Below are 16,622 nucleotides of genomic sequence, written 5' to 3' on the forward strand. Positions count from 1 at the left end.
TCCCCTGTTAGGCGTCGTCTCTGACTGGTCTCATACGGTTGCAGAGGATTCCGTGGGCCTTCAGCTCAGCGCTCGCCGGCGGGCACCCATCCGAGAGCCGGTGCGACGTACTTTGCGAAGGACTCGAGGACGTGCAGATTGCAGTCGACTCCCAGTTGGCTGGGGATCGTGAGCATGAGGGTATCGGCGGCCGCGATCGCCGCATCGGCCTTGAGCTCTTCGATCAGTGTGTCCGGTTCACCCGCATAGGTGCGACCGAAGGTCGAGCGAGTGTCATCGATGATTCCGATCTGGTCTCCCTGTCCGGCTCCGCGTCGCCCGAAGTAGAGGTCGTCGAGGTCGGTGGTGATCGGGAAGATGCTGCGGCTGACGGAGACCCGCGGCGTCCACTCATGCCCGGAGTCGCTCCATGCCTGTCGGTACCTGGCGATCTGTTCGGCCTGGAGGTCACCGAATGCGGCTCCGGTCGCTTCGGTGAGCAGGGTCGAACTCATCAGGTTCACTCCCACCCGTGCCGCCCATTCGGCGGTTTCGGCCGAACCGGCTCCCCACCAGATGCGTCGATCGAGCCCGGGCGAATGCGGTTCGAGGCGCAGCCGCGCACCGGGACCGAACTGCTGCGGATCGGCTGGGGCGAGTTCCTCGCCGCGGATGGCGCGGAGGAAGCGGTCGAACTTCGCTCGGGCCATGTTAGCGGCTTTGGACTCGGTGGGATCGTCGTATCCGAAGGCCTCCCAGCCGCGCAGCGCCGGCTCCGGAGAGCCGCGGCTGATGCCCAATGCCACTCTCTGGTCAGAGAGCAGATCGAGGGCGGCGGCCTCCTCGGCGAGGTAGAGCGGGTTCTCATAGAGCATGTCGCGGTTGTGACACTCGTTCCGTAAGCTTGGTTGCATGGTCGAACTGGTAGCGCTGAGGAAGACGAACGAGGTGGCCGCGTACGTCCGCGCCTCCATGGACCGCAAGGGCGACCGCTGGACGGTCGATACGCAGCTGAGGAAGATCAGGGCGCTGGCCGAGGCCAAGGACTGGAACGTCGTCGAGGTCTACGAGGACAACGCCGTGTCGGCGACGAAGAAGCGCCGCGCTGGCACCCGCTGGGCCGAGATGCTGGACGACGCCCGCGCGGGCCGCTTCTCGATGGTGGTCGCCGTGGACATGGACCGGCTGCTGCGCAGCACGAAGGACCTCAACACCTTGATTGACCTGGGGCTGCGGGTCGTCACCGTGGACGGCGAGATCGACCTCTCGACGGCCGACGGCGAGTTCCGAGCGACGATGCTCGCGGCACTGGCCCGGTTCGAGGCCAGGCGTAAGGCGGAGCGTCAGATCAGGTCGAACGAGCGCCGACGCTTCGAGGGCATCCCGACGAGCGCCTGGAAGGCGTTCGGGTGGACGCGAGAGGGCGAGCTGATCCCGGAGGAGGCCGACGCCGTCCGGCGGGCTTTCGCCGCGTTCCTCGGCGAGCCGTCGCTGTCGATCCGGCGAATCCGCGAGGATCTGAACGGTGCCGGTCATCTCACCGCCCGCGGGTCGGAGTTCTCCGTCGATGCCGTGCGCTACCTCCTGGCGAACCCGCTCTACGCTGGCTACATCAAGCACTACGCGTCGGGCGAGCTGTACCCGGTGCAGGGCGACGCGTTCCCGCCCATCGTCGGTGAGCAGACGTGGCGGGCTGCGGTGTCGAAGCTGGAGGACAACGTGCGGAGATCGGCGAGGCAGGGTAACCAGCCGAAGTACCTCCTGTCCACGATCGGCCTGTGCGGCAAGTGCGGGGCGACGCTCGTCTCTGGGACGAACAGCCGCAAGCAGCCGACGTATCGCTGCGGCGAGCAGTTCCATCTCACCCGCCAGCGCGAGCCCGTCGATGCGATGGTGACCGAGGCGGTGCTCACCCGCTTGTCCTCGGTGGATGTGCACAACCTCGTGATGCCGCAGGAGGACGACGGGCCAGATCACGAGGAGTTGCTGACGGAGCGGAACGCCCTGGTCGAGCGGGTGAAGGAGCTGAGCCCGCTGCTGCGTGACATCCATCAGCCGGTCCTGGAGATCACGGCGGCGATCAACGACGTGAAGGCCCGCATCGATGAGATCGACGCGGAGCTGCTCGACCGTTCGGTGTCGGTGGCGGCGAAGTTGCTCGCGGACGTGGACGAGCCGGTCGGCACCGCGGAGCGCCGCGAGGTGGTCGAGGCGAAGTGGAAGACGTTGGACGTGGACCGCCGCCGGATGCTCGTGGACGAGCTGGTGACGGTGACCATCGAGCCCATCGCGCCCGGTCACGTGAAGTTCGACCCCGACCTCATTCGTATAGAGCCGCGTCGCGACTGACTCATGAGTCGACTCGTCATTGCAATGGTGAGTCGACTCGTGGGAGAATGGTTGCAGACAAGAAGATCCCACCGGGGCCGCGACTTAGAAGCGCGGGGTTCTGCTCCCGGATGAGTAGCCGGTCAAACAGCCCAATTACCGTGGCGGGGAACCGGAAGATACTCATGTCTGAGGACTTCCGATGTCTGTCGTTATCGACGTTCCCCGCGCATCCGCGCTCGACCGCCCTGGCCTCGATCAGGGCTCCACTCCTTCTCCGCAGGCAGACGGCCTCGATCCCGTCATCGCCGCCGCTCGTGCTGCTGGTCGTCTGGCCGGTGAACGCCTGGCTCGCACGCCCCTGACCCCGCGACAGCGCGCCGCGGTCGCCGCCGTGATGGGCGGTGGTCACTGATGAGCGCCAACTCCTCCGCCTTCGACCACGTGAACGGCTTCCGCTGGCGACAGGGCGACCCCTCCCTCGCCGAGTCCGAGGCACGTCTCTACGACCTCGGCGTGCTCCGCTCCGTGCTGGAGGAGTCCGTCGAGATCGCCGTCGCCGACGCCCGCGCCGATGGGGTGACCTGGGCGAAGATCGGCGACGCCCTCGGCGTCACGCACCAGGCCGTAATCAAGCGCTACAGCAAGGGCGGTGCCCGATGAGCACCACCGACCGCACCAGCGCCCTCGTGTCCGCCGACCTGACCCCGCCCGGAGGGCCTGGCCTGGCACCCGCCGAAGGCGGGCTGCCCGTCGTCGTTCCGAACGGCGAGGACATGGGCTCTGAGCCGAAACTTTTTCCCGCTCAGAAAACGGATATCGGATACACGACCGACGAAGACACCACTGATAACAACGTTTCCCCTGGTCAGATGCCTGTGTGCACGCGCGACTCCTTGGGTTCGCGCGTATCCGTTTCAGAAACGGATACCTCGTCTGCTCCAACGGATACCGCAGTGGACTACTCCGCGTTCGATGTGCCGGGCGCTGATCCCAGCGATGACGTGGAGCCGTTCGAGGTGCCTTCGTCGCCGGAGCACATCGAGGCTGCCCGCGCCTTCTTTGAGGCACAGAAGGCCGCCGAGACTCCGGAGCAGGTGAAGCGCGCTCAGACGCTCTCGCGGGTGTTCTCGGTGATGCAGTACGCGAACCACCCGGAGACGGGTGAGCCGATGTGCAGCCAGGAGCAGCTGGAAGCCGGGCTCGCCCTGCTCGAGGAGCAGTTCGGTGCGATGTGGTCGGCATTCATCGCTCATCCGCTCGATCGCCTCGTGGAAGTGGACGAGGGCACCGTGGAGTGCCGGTGCGTCGGTCTCAAGGGCTTGCACTGGCACCTCGTGCTGCTGTTCAAGGAGAAGCGCCCGAAGATCCGCACGGTCTCGAATGCGCTGGAGATCCCGAGTGCCCGCGTGCGGGTGCCGAAGGAGGTCGTGGCTCAGGAGGGCGGGGACCAGCACAAGGGCTCCGGTGCCGCGCCGAAGGCGTTCTTCGACTTCTGCGAGTACCTGCCGCACGAGTCGCGGCGGGCCGATGCGATCCCTGGCGTGCACCAGACCGATCGAACGTACTTGACGGACAGCACGCAGGACGGCAACCCGGGCAAGTACCAGTACGGGCGCGGGCGCGTCGTGGCGAACTTCGACTTCAGCGCCGAGCTGGACGCACACATGGCCGGTCGCGTGTCGGCCGCCGAGGGAGGGAAGAGCCTCACCGCCCGGAAGCGGAAGCTTCGGCGCGCGGTGATGGATGGAATGACGCTCGCTGCGGCCGAGGTCGCTGATCGGGATGCGTTCGCCGATGATCTGCCGCGGCTGGAGCTGCTCCGTTCGCGCTACGAGCAGAAGCGGAGCGCTCTGGTCGCGGAGGGGCTCGGTACGGCGTGGCACAAGTCGGTGCTGACGATCTGCGGACCGAAGGGGTCGGGTAAGGGCATCCTCGCCGATGAGGTCGCCGCGCAGACTCAGGCGCTGGTTGCTCTGGCCGGCTGCGACTGGCCGTACGTGCAGCCGCCGGGGCGCAATGCGCTGGAGGCCGTTGGGGAAGCGAAGATCGCGCACCACGATGATGCCCGGTTCGACATCACGCCGACGTATGACGAGACGTTGCGGTACACGGACAACCACCGGGCCACGGAGGCGTACAAGCGCCACACACGTAGCGGGCAGGTGGTCGCGCCGCGTCTGATCATGATGTCGAGCACTGAGACGCCGCAGTCGCTCGGGCTCACGATGAAGGCGCGCAAGCCCAGCGACGTGCTGGCGTTCAACGCTCAGGGCTCGAAGCGGTTCCCGCCGGTGGATATCGATGAGTTCCTGCGCCGAATCGGGTGGGCGGTCGAGGTGTCGATCCCGGAGTCGGTCCAGCTCACCGGTGATGATCACCAGGACTATCCGGTGATCCGCGCCGAGATGCTCGTGAGCATCCGCAGGGTCACGGTGAATGCGGCTCGCCGGATCGAGCCGGTGCTGAGTCGTGAGGGCGAGCCGCTCGGCGAGATCACGACGACGCACGAGATGGCTCCGGTCGCGGTGGTGAAGGGCGCTCAGGACGCAGCGCGCTTCCTCGCCGTGTCGATCCTGATGGAGAACAACCGGGACGTGATCGAGCTGATCCCGGAATCCGAGCTGGCCGCGTACCTCGCGCAGAGGGCCGCGATCGAGGTTGCTGCCGCCGAGGAGAGCGAACGACGCAAGCAGGCTGTTGCCGCAGCTGCCGAAGAGGCCGCGCAGCGCGCTGCCGAGGCCGCGGCCAAGAAGCGGGAGAAGGAGATCGAGCGGTGGGAGGCGGAGCGGCGCAAGCTGGCGACGTGCACCTGTTCGCCGCGCCCCGCTGCGTCCTATGGGCGGCATGCCGACACCTGCCCGGTGCTCACCGAGGACGAGCGTCGGCAGCGCGCCGAGGCGCACCGGGCGGAGCTTGACCGGAAGGTCAAGCGCCTCCGCGCGAACGGCGGGCTGCTGGTCGTGGGAGGTGCGCGATGAGCACCGAACGTGATGCGCTCTTCCAGGGGGTCGAGGGGGCCGGAGGCCCCTCGCAAGCAGCCGGGGAGGACATGAGCTTCAGCGAAATGTCCGACACGGCTACTGCTTGCCACTCTGGCGTACAGGTGGAGCAGCGGACCGACTCCCAGGTGAACACGGGTCGGGCTGATGCGGAGGCTGTGCGGCAGAGTCACGGCGGCGCGAAGCGTCGTCGTGGGGGCCGCGCGAAGCTCGATACCGACTTCGGAGAGGCCACGCTCGCGGCGCTTCGCACTCGTGCGAAGCGGCTCGGGCTGGCTCCGAGTACGTGGGTGCGGGCCGTCGTCCTAGATGCCCTCCACGCCTCTCGGAGCGAGGAGCTGGACGCCGCCGTGGCCGCGCACCTGCTCGGCGTCGAGGCGCGCGCGCAGGTGTCGGCGGACGCGCGCGAGCTGGCCGCGCAGATCCGCCCGCTGGCGATCAACGTCAACGACCTGGACCACCGAGCACGTGCCGGTGAGGCGGTGGCGCTGTCGTCGGAGGTGCCCGAGCTGATCGAGCTGCTGCGCGAGGTCCGCGCCCTGCTCGGTGATCGGACGGCCTCGTGAGCACGACGCACTACAGCCCGAGCGCCAGCGCCGCCGACACGGAGCGCTATATCCGGGGCAAGGAGGACGAGCGGGGCGTCGCGATCACGTGCGATGTGCCGGGAGGCCCCGGCGCGTTCTCGGCGCGCGCTCGGGCGCTCACGCAGAACACGACGCGCGAGGTCGAGGCGCTGCACTACCGCCAGTCGTTCAGCGACGAGGAGTTCGACCCGAAGAACCCCGAACACGTGCAGCGGGTGAACGACCTGGGCTACCAGCTCGCCAAGAAGATGCACCCGGATTCCGACTGCCTCGTCGTCAGTCATGTGGATGGGCGGGGAAAGAAGCCGCACAACCATATTTTGGTTCTCAATCACAACAACCGCACGGGAAAGGCGCTCTCGGACTATCGCACGTTCCACGACCGCAAGGCCGGGAATCAGAAGGGCGTGCAGTCGGCGAACGACGAGCTGATGCGCGAGCACGGGCTCTCGGTCGTGAAGCGGCTGGAGCACGCGCCGAAGGACTGGGAGCTGCGCCGCGAAGACTTCGCCGAGGGGTCGCTCGACCGCGAGATGGGCGACCGGATGAGTGCGGCGCTGGCCGATCCCCGCGCGGTGGACAAGGCCGGTCTGGTCTCGGTGATCGAGGAGCAGAACCAGCAGCTCGGTGATGACGGGGATCGGGTGCCACGGATGCGGCTGCACAGCCCCGTCAGCAAGAAGGGCAAACGCGCCGGGCAGGAGACCTGGACGCTCTACATCGAGGACCGCCGCGGCGAGTCCGGGCGTGCCGAGCGCCGCAAGCGCACGAGCGCACTCTCGGCGGACTTCACCCCGGAGGGCGCGCAGGCGTTCTTCGACTACCACCAGCAGCAGAAGGAGCAGGAACATGAGCGCAGCACTCGACAGGCTGAAGCAGCAGAACGGGCCCGTGCAGTCGCCGCAACCGCTCGGCAGTCCGGAGACGATGGAGCTGTTGACCTCGATCCTCGCCGCCGTCGAGGCGCAGAATACGAGGATCGCCACGCTGACCGAGCAGCAGAAGAAGCTCGCGGGGTTCGTGAAGGTGGACAGCGAGGAGCAGGAGAAGCAGCTCTCCGCGATCTCGCATCAGCTGACCTCAACGTCGCCGCCGCCGGAGTCGAACGAGAACAGCGAACTGCTCGCCGGAATCGCGTCCACTCTCGCGGGTATGAGCGTGAACCTCAACGGGGAGAGTCTGAAGGGCTCAGCCTCTAAGTCCGAGGCTGCCGCCAAGCATCTCGATGAGAGCCGGGCTAAGTTCGAGCGGGCCGCGAACGGTGCGCAGAAGGCCTGGCGGGAGTCGATCACCCAAGCCAGCGCCGAGGCGACGAGCGCGATCAGCACGGCCCGGGATCAGGCTGTGCAGTCGATCGAGAGGGCCGCTGCCGACGCCGGGGCCGTGGCAACAGCCAAGATTGACGCCGCGAACGAGCGGGCCGAAAAGATCATCGCCACAACGGCGAAGCTGGAGGCCCGTCAGCTTTGGTCTGTCGCCGCGTCGATGTGCCTCGCGCTGCTGCCGGTCGCAGTGATCGTCGCGGGTGTTTGGATGGCCGTCGCCGGGCTTATCACGGGCGCTCAGTGGGCCCTCGACGTGGACGGGAGCGTGTGGCTCGGGATCGGTCGCTGGCTCGTGGTCTCCATGGGCCTCGCCGGGGCCGGCTACGGACTCTTCGCGTCCGTCCGCTGGGTCGCCGGTCTCGTGGAGACCTGGAAGGGCCGCGGGATGCCGAGGTGGCCCCGTTGGCGGTGATGGCTGGATCCGATCGAGCTACCGGTTCCGATCAGCAGTCGAAGGATTTTCGCAGCAGCCAGTCCTGCGGCCTCGGTGCCGCCGCCGTAGCCTGACGAGCATCCCGGCCGTGACGGCCATCGCGACGGCGATCCCGGCACCGATGATCCAGGGATTGCCGAGGAGCCCTCCGACGCCTGCGAGTGCTCCGCCCGCCGCGATGAGCGGCAGGCCGCAGCAGAGCAGCAACGGAAGCGCGCAGCATGCCAGTAGGAGCAGCCCGGTCCCTGCGGCGACGATGGGACCGGCGCGCCGTTCGTCGCGGTCGTGATCGGCGCTCATCGTCTGCACCTCTTCCGGATGAGATCTCCCCGATTGCATGCGTTGCCGTTCATGCGCAGCACGAGAGCAGTGACGGGTCGGTGGTGAAGGACTTCGCGGCGATCCGGATGCCTTCGGTCATGGTCAGGTAGGGGGCCCAGGCGTCGGCGACTTCGGCGATGGTCTTGCCGAGCACGTGGACGCCTGCGGCGGCGAGTTCCCCGGCGTCCTTGGCGACGGCGGTGAGGCCGAGGATCTCGCTCGTATCGGCGTTCACGACGATCTTGATGAACCCGCGGGTGTCGCGGTTGATCACCGCCCGGGGCACATACTCCAGGGGCAGCACGCGGCAGTCGCAGCGGATCCCCGCGGCGACGACCTCCTTCTCGGTCATCCCGACCGCGCCGATCGCCGGTCCGGTGAACGTCACCCGCGGCAGATGGGAGTAGTCGACGGACCGGTCGGCGTCGGCGAACGCGTTCTCGGCAACGAGGGTGCCGTGGTGGGCCGCGACGTAGACGAACTCCGGGTGCCCGGTCACGTCGCCCGCGGCCCAGATCCGCGGGTTCGACGACTGCAGATGGTCGGAGACGACCACCTCGCCGGAGTCCCCGGTCTTCACCCCGACCGCATCGAGGTTCAAGCCGTCGGTGACGGGACGGCGTCCGAGGGCGACGAGCACCTGGTCGGCGCGGAACTCCTGCGAGCCGCCGGACACGTCCGCGGTAACCACGACCTGCCCGGTCGCCGCGTCCCGGGACACCCGGGTCGGCACCGCGCGGCGGACCACCCGGATGCCCTCGTCGGCGAACACCTCCTGCAGTGTCCGGGACACCTCCGGCTCCTCCTTCGACGCGAGCCGGGACCGCACCAGCACGGTGACCTGGGAGCCGAGGCGGGCGAACAGCTGCGCCTGCTCCAGGGCAACGTAGCCGCCGCCGAGCACCAGCATCGACTCGGGGACCTCGGTCAGGTCCATCGCCGTGGTCGAGGTCAGGTACCCGGCCTCGTCCAGGCCGTCGATCGGCGGAGCCCACGGCCGCGCACCGGTGGCGACCAGGTAGTGCTCGGCCTCGATCGTCTCGACCGCTCCGTCTGCGGCGGTGACCTCCAACACCGGCGCGTCCGGGGTGCCCGCGAACCCGGCGTCTCCCCGCCGGACGTGCCACCCGTATGAATCGGCGACGTCGGCGTACTTCTCGCCCCGCATCGTCTCGACCAACGCCTGCTTCCCGGCGATCAGCGCGGGCATGTCCACTGGGCCTGCCGTCGTCGCGATCCCCGGGAACCGGTCGGCGGCGTCGGCGGCGACGTGCCGTGCATCGGCGGCGGCGATGAGGGCCTTCGACGGCACGCAGCCCGTGTTCACGCAGGTGCCGCCGAGCGTGCCACGCTCGATCATCACCACCGACTTCCCGAGCATGGTCGCGCGAATCGCGGCGGCGAACGCTCCGCCGCCCGATCCGATGATGGCGAGATCGTACTTCGTAGGCATCGCTGCTCCCGTCAAGGCTTGGACTTCTGTTCCGTTTCAGCCATACTGGACCTTCCAGTGCAGGGGAAGGTCAAGCGTGGCCCCTGCCGAATGATCGGAGGCCGCAATGCGCATCGGAGAACTCGCCGAACGCGCGGGCACCACCTCGAAGACGCTCCGGTTCTACGAAGAGCAGGGACTGCTGCCCCCGGCCGACCGGACGCCATCCGGGTACCGCGACTACGCGTCCGACGCCGTCGCCCGGATCGACTTCGTTCACCGTGGCCAGGCCGCAGGCCTCACCCTCGCCCAGATCCGCCAAATCCTCGACATCCGCGACAGCGGCCACGCGCCCTGCGAGCACGTGCGAGACCTCCTCGACGCGCGCCTGGCCGAGATCGAGCAGCAGATCGCCCAGCTCACCGCCCTGCACGGCACCATCGCCGACCTCCGGCACGACGCCGCGCACCCGGACCCCGACACATGCAGCCCAGACCAGGTCTGCCGGTACCTGTAGAGGGACGCGGACCGAGAAAACGAGAGCCATAACACGAACATGCGCTAGCGCATATCGATGACCCCGGTGCCGATCTCGATCGTGCGGGTCCTCGCGGCGATCGTCGACAGCAGCGGAACCGGAGAGGCCGCCTGAGGTGCGAAATGGTGGACACGGAAGTAGGCGCCGTTGATGCCGAGTTCGTCGGCGCCGACGGAGATCTCCACGGCGTCCCGCAGCATCTGCCCGGCGTTCAGTTCGCCTTCTGCGTCATAGTGTCCGAAGCTCAAGAATCCGAAAGACTTCATGGCGGATCAACCTGCATCGTGTGACACCTATTCCCACCACAGCAAAGGTGCCTCGGCCTGGGGCCCTGCGGCCACGAGAAAGGCCCCGTCCGATCGGACGGGGCCTTGGCTGCTCCCCCGGCTGGGCTCGAACCAGCGACCCTTCGATTAACAGTCGAATGCTCTGCCAACTGAGCTACGGAGGACTGCCGCAGTCTCCTGCGGACGTGCTCTCCAGCTTAGCAAACCTCCCGGCCTGCGAACAAAATGGCGCAGAGTGCTTTAGCTCACAGAATTCAGGGTTTCCCCACTCGTCGCCGCAGGGTTGCCTTACAGTCAGGACAAACACAGTCCACAGCCATCTTCGCCGCCGTCGTGCGCGATAGACTCGAAGCGATCCGCTCCCCACATCTGCACCGTCGATACCGGAAGACTCATCGTGACCATAGTGGCAATCGCCCTCGCCGTCCTCGCGGCCGTGGCACTGGCCTATGGCGCCCTGTATCAGCACGACGCGGTGGCGGGTCAGGATGACTCTCACAACGGACTCAGCTGGGCGCATTTCGCCGAGCTGCTGCGCAACCGCCGGTGGCTCGTCGGCCTGATGATCCTCGGTTTGGGAACGGCAGGGAATTTCGTCGCCCTGGCCCTGGCACCGGTGATGGTGGTCCAGCCGATCGGGGCGTTCTCACTCATCGTCTCCGTGCTGCTCGGGGTGCGTCACCGCGGACTCCAGGTCAACAGGCGGCTCGTCCAGTCCGTCATCTGGTGCACCGCCGGTGTGACGCTCTTCGTCGCGCTCTCGGCCACGACCGCGCAGTCCGAGGTCCACCTCGGTGCCGATGCGCTCCCGCTGTTCTGGATCACCGCCGTCGCCGTCGTCGTCGGCCTGGTGATCATGCTGGCCTTCCGACATGCCCCGCAACTCGTGCTCATCATCGCCGCCGGACTGCTCTTCGCCTGCGTGGCGACGAACGCCCACCTCGTCAGCGTCCAGTTCCTCCAGGCCGGGCTCGATCAGGTCACCTGGATCAATGTCGCCGCACTGCTGGCGGGCGTGGCGCTGGGGTCCTGGTTCGTCCAGAATGCCTATGCGGCAGGGCCTCCTGAGATGGTCATCGCCGGGCTGACCGTCATCGACCCGATCGGCGCCGTCATCCTCGGCACCATCGTCCTCGGCGAGGCGGCCCACTCCCCCGTCTGGCTGATCGTGCTCATCACGCTCACCGGATTGGTCGCCTGCGCGGCCGTCGTTGTATTGTCGCGGTATCATCCCGATGTCAGAGATCGAGAAGCTCAGCGCAGGGACGCCCGCCGTTCCGACACCATGACCGACACCGAGGAGAGCTGAATCCTGTCTGCGCACCGTCCCACTCAGAAACGCCGAATCCTCATTCCGGCGGAGACGTACGCCCCCGAAGTCAACGGTGCCGCGAAGTTCGCCGAACGGTTGGCCGAAGGACTCGCCGACCGCGGCAATGACGTCCACGTCGCCTGCCCCTCAGCGACGGGCAAGCCCTCGGTCAGCGTGGAGAACGGTGTCACCGTTCACCGCCTCACCGCCCACCGGTGGCCTCTGCACCCGACCTGGATGATCTGCATGCCGTGGGAGACGAAGCCTGAGCTCTCGCGACTCCTCGACAGCGTCCGCCCCGATGTCGTGCATACTCAAGCCCATTTCGTCATCGGCCGTTACGCGTTCTCCGAATCGATCCGGCGCGGAATCCCCGTCGTGGCCACGAACCATTTCATGCCGGACAACGTCCGCCCCTACCTCAAGGCCCCGAAGGCGGTTCTCGACGGCGGCACCGCCATCGCCTGGTGGGACCTGCGCCGGAAGTTCCAGTCCGCCGATTTCATCACGGTCCCCACCCAGCTGGCCGCCGATCTGCTCACCGAGAACGGATTCTCCTCCCCCATCCGGGCGGTGTCCTGCGGGATCGACCTGCAGCGCTTCGCTCATCTGCGTGAACTCGACTGCGCCGAGTCACGGTCCATTCCCCCGCGCGTCCTCTTCGTCGGACGCCTCTCCTCGGAGAAGCATGCCGCCGACATCGTCGAGGCCGTGGCGAAGACCGATCCGGAGCTGGGACTCGAAGCCGATATCGTCGGCGGCGGTGACCAGGAGGAGCCGCTGAAGCAGCTGGCGTCCGAACTCGGCATCGCCGATCGTGTGCATGTGCTCGGAAAGATCAGCGACAAGGCTCTGATGGAGGCTTACCAGCGCTGCACCTTCTTCTGCATGCCCTCGACCGCTGAGCTGCAGTCCATCGCCACCCTCGAGGCGCTGGCCTCCCGCAAGCCCGTGGTGCTTGCCGACGCGGTGGCGCTGCCGCACCTCGTCCGCGACGGCGTCAACGGGTATCTGTTCCCGCCGCGTGATATCGACGCGTTGGCCGATCGCTTCACCCGCATCTGCCGGATGCCCGATGCCGAACTCGATGACATGTCGAAGGCGTCACTCGACGTCGTGGCCAAACATGATATCGAATACACCCTCGACACCTTCGAAGCGATCTACGACGGAGTCATCCGAGACGCCATCGACTCGTCGGCGGCCTGAGGGCGCAGCGGCCTCACGAATCCGCAGGCGCGACGAAGACCATCGGTGCCGTCGACATTCGAGCGAAGTCGACTCCGGAGATCATGTCATCGACGGACTTCCACCGACCGCCGACGTCGCCGAAGCCCAGTGACTGCTGCGTCCAGGCGAAGAAGTCCGGGACAGCCCACCCGAGGCTGCGCAGCTGCTGATAGGTCACTGCTCCATCGCGCTTGGCCAGTCGCTGACCGCTCTCGTTGAGCACCAGCGGCACATGCAGCCAGCCCGGCTGGGGCAGTCCCAACAGCTCGGCCAGATAGGCCTGACGAGGCGCTGAGGAAGCGAGATCGTCCCCCCGCAGAATCTCGTCGATTCCGCTCGCTGCGTCATCGACGACGACGGTGAGGTTGTAGGCGAAGATGCCGTCGCCTCGCCGCAGCACGAGATCGTCGACGAGGGCATCCACCCGGCCCAGCAGCACATCGTCGACGCGGTGCTCTCGATTGTCCGCGCGCAGACGCAGCGCCGGTCGACGGTTGTTCGCCTCCAGTCTCCTCCGGTGAGACTTCCGTTCACCCTCACCGAGGTTGCGGCAGGTCCCGGGATACGCCCCGGGTGGTGCGTGCGGCGCACTCGGTGCCTCGGCGATGTCCTTGCGTGAGCAATAGCATTCGTAGACGAGCCCATCCGCCGCCAGCTTCGCAATCGCGGCCGAGTATTCCTCGGCGCGTCCGGATTGGACCACAGGCGGCTCATCGGGAGTGACTCCGAGTTCGGCGAAGATTTCGAGCTGTGAGTCGGCCGCTCCGGCCTTCACCCGGTCGAGGTCTTCGATCCTCCACAGGAACCGTCGGCCCGTCTGCCGGGCTCGCACATAGCTGAGCAGTCCGGAGCGGATGTTGCCGATGTGGAGGTCACCGCTCGGGCTCGGAGCGAAACGGCCGGCGCCGACAGCTGGGTCGGATCCGGTCACTGACGGGACACGAGATCGCCGTACTGCGGGAAGCGTTCGAGGTAGTCCTGCACATAGGAACAGGTCGGCACGATTGACGACCCATCGGTCCTGATGAGGTCGAGCACCTGCGTGACGAGGGTACGGGCGAAGCCGCGTCTGGAGAAGTCTTCGGAGATGATCGTGTGCTGCAGCTCCACGGTGTTCTCATCGATGACCTGGTAGGCGAGGAACCCGATGAACTCCCCCGGGGTCTCATCGGTGAACAGTTCGTACCGTTCGCGGTCGAGGTTCTTCACGACTCTGACCGGTATGGGGCTGAGCTGAGGCTCTGGCATTGGTGCACTCCTTCATGGCCGACTCCTAAGTGAACGATACATGGTGTCGCGTGGCCCGACCGGCGACAGCCGGGCCCGCGACGACCATCGGGATCAGTCGACGATCGCCGTGGTCAGCCCCTCGCCTTCGGTGTCGGCGGTGGTCTTGCGCTGAAGTCGGGCCTCGAGCCAGCGAGCGAACCCGGCGACGATCATATTGATGATGATGAACAGGGCCGCACCGACGATGAACGTCGGCAGCAGGTTGTTGTACTCGCGGCCGATGAGGTTCACCTGGTAGAGCAGGTCCTGATAGGTGACGATGAAGCCCAGCGCCGAGTCCTTCAGCAGCACGACGATCTGTGCGATGATCGTCGGCATCATCGCACGCAGCGCCTGCGGCATGAGCACCAAGCTCATCACCTGACCCGACCGCAGCCCGATCGCCATGGCCGCTTCACGCTGACCGGTGGGCACGGCGAGGATGCCGGCGCGGATGATCTCGGCCAGCACCATTCCGTTGTAGAGGGTGAGCCCGAAGACGACGGACCAGAAGGGACCGATATCGTTGCCGAACAGAAGGAACATCGCGAAGATGAGCAGCAGCACGGGCACGCCGCGGAAGAACTCGAGGACGATCGTTCCGGGAACGGAGACGACCTTCCTGCTCGACAGCCTCAGGAGGGCGAAGACCACTCCGACCACCATCGCGAGGACCGATGCCACGACCGCGACCCTGAGGGTGGCGAGCATGCCTTGGAACAGCACCGTCTGGATCTGGGCGAAGGTGAATGGGTACCACTTCTCGGGTTCGAGCTGACCGGCATCGGCGAACTTCCAGATCACAAAGGCCACGAGTGCCAGCAGAACGATCAGTGACACGATCGAGAGGATGATGTTGTTCCGGCGGGCCTTCGGGCCCGGTTCGTCGAACAGGACTTGGGTCGGTGCGCTCATCGCAGAATCACCAGCTTCTTCTCCAGGTAGTCGAAGACACGGCCGAGCAGCAGAGCCAGGATCAGATAGGCCAGCGCTGTGCCGAAGAGCAGCGGGATGACGAGGTCACCACGGATTTCGATGGCGTTGCGCATCGCGGAAATGAGCTCTCGATTGTTGAACGCGGAGGCGATCGAGGTGTTCTTGAGCATCGCGATGATCACGCTGCCCAGCGGCGGGATGACCGTGCGGAATGCCTGAGGCAGAACCACTTCGCTCAAGGTCTGACCGAAGCCCAGGCCCACGGCGCGGGCGGCTTCGGCCTGTCCGACGGGAATCGTCGCGATTCCGGACTTCAACGTCTCCGCAACAAAGCATGCGGTGTAGGCGATGAGCGCGATCGTGGCGTAGACGAAGGAGTTGAACGAACTGGTCGACCCGAAGCGGATGTCGAGGAACGGCAGTCCGAACGCGCAGAAGAACATCACCAGAGTCAGCGGTGTGTTTCGGACGACGTTGATGTACGTCGATGCCGCGATGCGCAGCACCGGGGTCGGTGAGACCCGCATGGCGGCGAGCACCGTGCCGAGGAGCATGGCTCCGACGAGGGCGACGGTGAAGAGTCTGATCGTTCCCCACGCACCGGAGAGGAACATCTGGAGAAGCTCCAGGTAATCCATGGCAGATTCCTTAATCGATGCGAGGGCACCGCTTTCGGTGCCCTCGCATCATGTCAATCTGTGGACTGGGTCAGTAGCGGTCGACCTCGGGCATGTCGACATCATCGGTGGATCCGAGGGTGTATTCGAATGCCTTCTTCCAATCGCCGTCGTCCATGCCCTTCTCCAGAGCATCGTTGACCGCGTCGCGCAGGGCCTTGTCGTCCTTGGGTAGACCGACACCGTAGGGCTCTTCGGTGAAGGGCTTGCCGACGACCTTGAACTCGCCTTCGTACTGCTTGGCATAGCCGCGCAGAATCGCATCGTCGGTGGTCACCGCGTCGACGGAGCCCGACTGCAGGTCGGTGACGCACTTCGAGTACGCATCGTAGGTGACGAGTTCGGCCTTCTTGTACTTCTCTTTGATGTTCTGCGCCGGGGTCGAACCGTCGACGGAGCAGACCTTTTTGCCTGCCAGATCGTCGGGACCGGCGATATCGGAGTCTTCGGCGACGAGAAGATCCTGACCGGCGACGTAGTACGGTCCGGCGAAGTCGACGACCTTCTTGCGTTCGTCGTTGATCGTGTAGGTGGCGACGATCATGTCGACGTTGCCCTGCTGCAGGAAGGGCTCACGGTTGGCCGAGACGGTTTCGGTGTACTTGATCTGGTCGGGCTTGAATCCGAGCTGTGCGGCGACCATCTTTGCGATCTCGATGTCGAAGCCCTCGGGCTGTTCCGAGCCCGCCGAGACATTGCCGAGACCCGGCTGGTCCTTCTTTACGCCGATGGTGATTTCGCCGGCGTCCTTCGCGGCCTTCCAGGTCTTCGAGTCGGCGATGTCCGCGCTTTCGTTCACCTTGTACTCGGGTGCTTCTGCCTTGGCTCCGTCGCCGTCGGCAGGTGCGTCCGGGGTCCCGCCCTGGCCGCAGCCGCTGAGTGCCAGCATTCCGATGGCGACCGAGGCGACCGCCAGTCTGAGCTTCTTCATTGTCTCTCCTTGTGAGTGAGGTGGTGCGTTGTGAA

18 protein-coding genes, 1 tRNA gene and 1 pseudogene are annotated in these 16,622 nt (G+C 66.3%); 10 read left to right on the top strand and 10 right to left on the bottom strand.

Translation table 11 applies throughout. From position 1 onward, the window contains the following. Positions 1 to 65: 65 nt before the first annotated feature. Positions 66 to 854 (bottom strand): LLM class flavin-dependent oxidoreductase, encoded by a 789-nt coding sequence (locus tag GUY37_RS09650; RefSeq protein WP_166824969.1) that lies wholly within the window; start codon positions 852 to 854, stop codon positions 66 to 68. A 97-nt stretch (positions 855 to 951) separates the two neighbouring features. Here GUY37_RS09650 and GUY37_RS09655 point away from each other — a divergent pair, with 97 nt between their 5' ends. The 7 genes and pseudogenes from GUY37_RS09655 to GUY37_RS09685 all read left to right on the top strand — a co-directional run bounded on the left by GUY37_RS09655 (position 952) and on the right by GUY37_RS09685 (position 7,633). Then, positions 952 to 2,328 carry a recombinase family protein gene (locus tag GUY37_RS09655; protein ID WP_456061974.1) on the top strand — a complete coding sequence of 459 codons (1,377 nt, stop codon included), beginning with the start codon at positions 952 to 954 and terminating at the stop codon, positions 2,326 to 2,328. 181 nt (positions 2,329 to 2,509) lie between these two features. Continuing rightward, a complete protein-coding gene (locus GUY37_RS09660) occupies positions 2,510 to 2,722 on the top strand; it encodes a hypothetical protein (RefSeq protein WP_003780572.1) in 213 nt (70 codons plus the stop codon). Then, entirely contained in the window at positions 2,722 to 2,970 is a 249-nt protein-coding gene (locus GUY37_RS09665) for a helix-turn-helix domain-containing protein (protein WP_166824972.1), read from the top strand. Before GUY37_RS09660 ends, GUY37_RS09665 begins: the two co-directional genes overlap by 1 nt. Then, positions 2,967 to 5,288 carry a hypothetical protein gene (locus tag GUY37_RS09670; protein ID WP_166820667.1) on the top strand — a complete coding sequence of 774 codons (2,322 nt, stop codon included), beginning with the start codon at positions 2,967 to 2,969 and terminating at the stop codon, positions 5,286 to 5,288. Before GUY37_RS09665 ends, GUY37_RS09670 begins: the two co-directional genes overlap by 4 nt. Further along, positions 5,285 to 5,875, top strand: coding sequence for a hypothetical protein (locus GUY37_RS09675; protein WP_166824974.1), 591 nt, complete (start codon positions 5,285 to 5,287; stop codon positions 5,873 to 5,875). The genes GUY37_RS09670 and GUY37_RS09675 overlap by 4 nt, the downstream gene beginning before the upstream one ends. 95 nt (positions 5,876 to 5,970) lie before the next feature. Further along, positions 5,971 to 6,333, top strand: a pseudogene (locus GUY37_RS19500) (relaxase/mobilization nuclease domain-containing protein); the annotation flags it as partial. A 412-nt stretch (positions 6,334 to 6,745) separates the two neighbouring features. After that, complete coding sequence (locus tag GUY37_RS09685; protein WP_038989747.1) at positions 6,746 to 7,633, top strand: ABC-2 transporter permease; 888 nt, start codon at positions 6,746 to 6,748, stop codon at positions 7,631 to 7,633. Between the two features lie 18 nt (positions 7,634 to 7,651). Here the strand turns inward: GUY37_RS09685 and GUY37_RS09690 are convergent, their stop codons facing one another. Both GUY37_RS09690 and merA read right to left on the bottom strand, forming a co-directional pair. After that, the gene (locus GUY37_RS09690) at positions 7,652 to 7,954 is read right to left on the bottom strand and encodes a hypothetical protein (protein WP_081275423.1); all 303 of its coding nucleotides are present in this window, start codon (positions 7,952 to 7,954) and stop codon (positions 7,652 to 7,654) included. A gap of 49 nt (positions 7,955 to 8,003) precedes the next feature. Next, complete coding sequence (merA, locus tag GUY37_RS09695) at positions 8,004 to 9,428, bottom strand: mercury(II) reductase (RefSeq protein WP_061225165.1); 1,425 nt, start codon at positions 9,426 to 9,428, stop codon at positions 8,004 to 8,006. Positions 9,429 to 9,534: 106 nt separating this feature from the next. Here merA and GUY37_RS09700 point away from each other — a divergent pair, with 106 nt between their 5' ends. Beyond that, a complete protein-coding gene (locus tag GUY37_RS09700) occupies positions 9,535 to 9,924 on the top strand; it encodes a heavy metal-responsive transcriptional regulator (protein WP_166824977.1) in 390 nt (129 codons plus the stop codon). Positions 9,925 to 9,968: 44 nt separating this feature from the next. Here GUY37_RS09700 and GUY37_RS09705 read toward each other — a convergent pair whose 3' ends face one another. Beyond that, entirely contained in the window at positions 9,969 to 10,211 is a 243-nt protein-coding gene (locus GUY37_RS09705) for an LLM class flavin-dependent oxidoreductase (protein ID WP_166824981.1), read from the bottom strand. A 112-nt stretch (positions 10,212 to 10,323) separates the two neighbouring features. Next, positions 10,324 to 10,396 (bottom strand) — tRNA-Asn (locus GUY37_RS09710). Between the two features lie 233 nt (positions 10,397 to 10,629). Between GUY37_RS09710 and GUY37_RS09715 the strand changes: the two genes are divergently transcribed. Beyond that, the gene (locus tag GUY37_RS09715; RefSeq protein WP_228278128.1) at positions 10,630 to 11,541 is read left to right on the top strand and encodes a DMT family transporter; all 912 of its coding nucleotides are present in this window, start codon (positions 10,630 to 10,632) and stop codon (positions 11,539 to 11,541) included. Positions 11,542 to 11,640: 99 nt separating this feature from the next. Continuing rightward, on the top strand, positions 11,641 to 12,753 hold the full coding sequence (locus GUY37_RS09720; RefSeq protein WP_264674059.1) for a glycosyltransferase: 1,113 nt from the start codon (positions 11,641 to 11,643) through the stop codon (positions 12,751 to 12,753). 13 nt (positions 12,754 to 12,766) lie between these two features. Here the strand turns inward: GUY37_RS09720 and gluQRS are convergent, their stop codons facing one another. From gluQRS to GUY37_RS09745, 5 genes are all read right to left on the bottom strand, one after another. Next, on the bottom strand, positions 12,767 to 13,705 hold the full coding sequence (gluQRS, locus tag GUY37_RS09725) for a tRNA glutamyl-Q(34) synthetase GluQRS (RefSeq protein ID WP_166824984.1): 939 nt from the start codon (positions 13,703 to 13,705) through the stop codon (positions 12,767 to 12,769). Next, a complete protein-coding gene (locus GUY37_RS09730) occupies positions 13,702 to 14,022 on the bottom strand; it encodes a GNAT family N-acetyltransferase (RefSeq protein ID WP_166824987.1) in 321 nt (106 codons plus the stop codon). The genes gluQRS and GUY37_RS09730 overlap by 4 nt, the downstream gene beginning before the upstream one ends. 93 nt (positions 14,023 to 14,115) lie before the next feature. Beyond that, entirely contained in the window at positions 14,116 to 14,958 is an 843-nt protein-coding gene (locus tag GUY37_RS09735; RefSeq protein WP_166824990.1) for an amino acid ABC transporter permease, read from the bottom strand. After that, positions 14,955 to 15,617: an amino acid ABC transporter permease gene (locus tag GUY37_RS09740; protein ID WP_166824993.1), complete on the bottom strand. Its 663-nt coding sequence runs from the start codon at positions 15,615 to 15,617 to the stop codon at positions 14,955 to 14,957. Before GUY37_RS09740 ends, GUY37_RS09735 begins: the two co-directional genes overlap by 4 nt. Before the next feature lie 70 nt (positions 15,618 to 15,687). Then, on the bottom strand, positions 15,688 to 16,587 hold the full coding sequence (locus GUY37_RS09745; RefSeq protein ID WP_166824996.1) for a glutamate ABC transporter substrate-binding protein: 900 nt from the start codon (positions 16,585 to 16,587) through the stop codon (positions 15,688 to 15,690). Positions 16,588 to 16,622 lie beyond the last annotated feature (35 nt).

The organism is Brevibacterium limosum, from assembly GCF_011617705.1.
Taxonomy (GTDB): domain Bacteria; phylum Actinomycetota; class Actinomycetes; order Actinomycetales; family Brevibacteriaceae; genus Brevibacterium; species Brevibacterium limosum.

Excerpts from the sequence above, each read along its gene's own strand:
- GUY37_RS09650 (WP_166824969.1), bottom strand. The coding sequence starts at position 854 with ATGCTCTATGAGAACCCGCTCTACCTCGCCGAGGAGGCCGCCGCCCTC.
- GUY37_RS09655 (WP_456061974.1), top strand. The coding sequence starts at position 952 with ATGGACCGCAAGGGCGACCGCTGGACGGTCGATACGCAGCTGAGGAAG.
- GUY37_RS09660 (WP_003780572.1), top strand. The coding sequence starts at position 2,510 with ATGTCTGTCGTTATCGACGTTCCCCGCGCATCCGCGCTCGACCGCCCT.
- GUY37_RS09665 (WP_166824972.1), top strand. The coding sequence starts at position 2,722 with ATGAGCGCCAACTCCTCCGCCTTCGACCACGTGAACGGCTTCCGCTGG.
- GUY37_RS09670 (WP_166820667.1), top strand. The coding sequence starts at position 2,967 with ATGAGCACCACCGACCGCACCAGCGCCCTCGTGTCCGCCGACCTGACC.
- GUY37_RS09675 (WP_166824974.1), top strand. The coding sequence starts at position 5,285 with ATGAGCACCGAACGTGATGCGCTCTTCCAGGGGGTCGAGGGGGCCGGA.
- GUY37_RS09685 (WP_038989747.1), top strand. The coding sequence starts at position 6,746 with ATGAGCGCAGCACTCGACAGGCTGAAGCAGCAGAACGGGCCCGTGCAG.
- GUY37_RS09690 (WP_081275423.1), bottom strand. The coding sequence starts at position 7,954 with ATGAGCGCCGATCACGACCGCGACGAACGGCGCGCCGGTCCCATCGTC.
- merA (WP_061225165.1), bottom strand. The coding sequence starts at position 9,428 with ATGCCTACGAAGTACGATCTCGCCATCATCGGATCGGGCGGCGGAGCG.
- GUY37_RS09700 (WP_166824977.1), top strand. The coding sequence starts at position 9,535 with ATGCGCATCGGAGAACTCGCCGAACGCGCGGGCACCACCTCGAAGACG.
- GUY37_RS09705 (WP_166824981.1), bottom strand. The coding sequence starts at position 10,211 with ATGAAGTCTTTCGGATTCTTGAGCTTCGGACACTATGACGCAGAAGGC.
- GUY37_RS09730 (WP_166824987.1), bottom strand. The coding sequence starts at position 14,022 with ATGCCAGAGCCTCAGCTCAGCCCCATACCGGTCAGAGTCGTGAAGAAC.
- GUY37_RS09735 (WP_166824990.1), bottom strand. The coding sequence starts at position 14,958 with ATGAGCGCACCGACCCAAGTCCTGTTCGACGAACCGGGCCCGAAGGCC.
- GUY37_RS09740 (WP_166824993.1), bottom strand. The coding sequence starts at position 15,617 with ATGGATTACCTGGAGCTTCTCCAGATGTTCCTCTCCGGTGCGTGGGGA.
- GUY37_RS09745 (WP_166824996.1), bottom strand. The coding sequence starts at position 16,587 with ATGAAGAAGCTCAGACTGGCGGTCGCCTCGGTCGCCATCGGAATGCTG.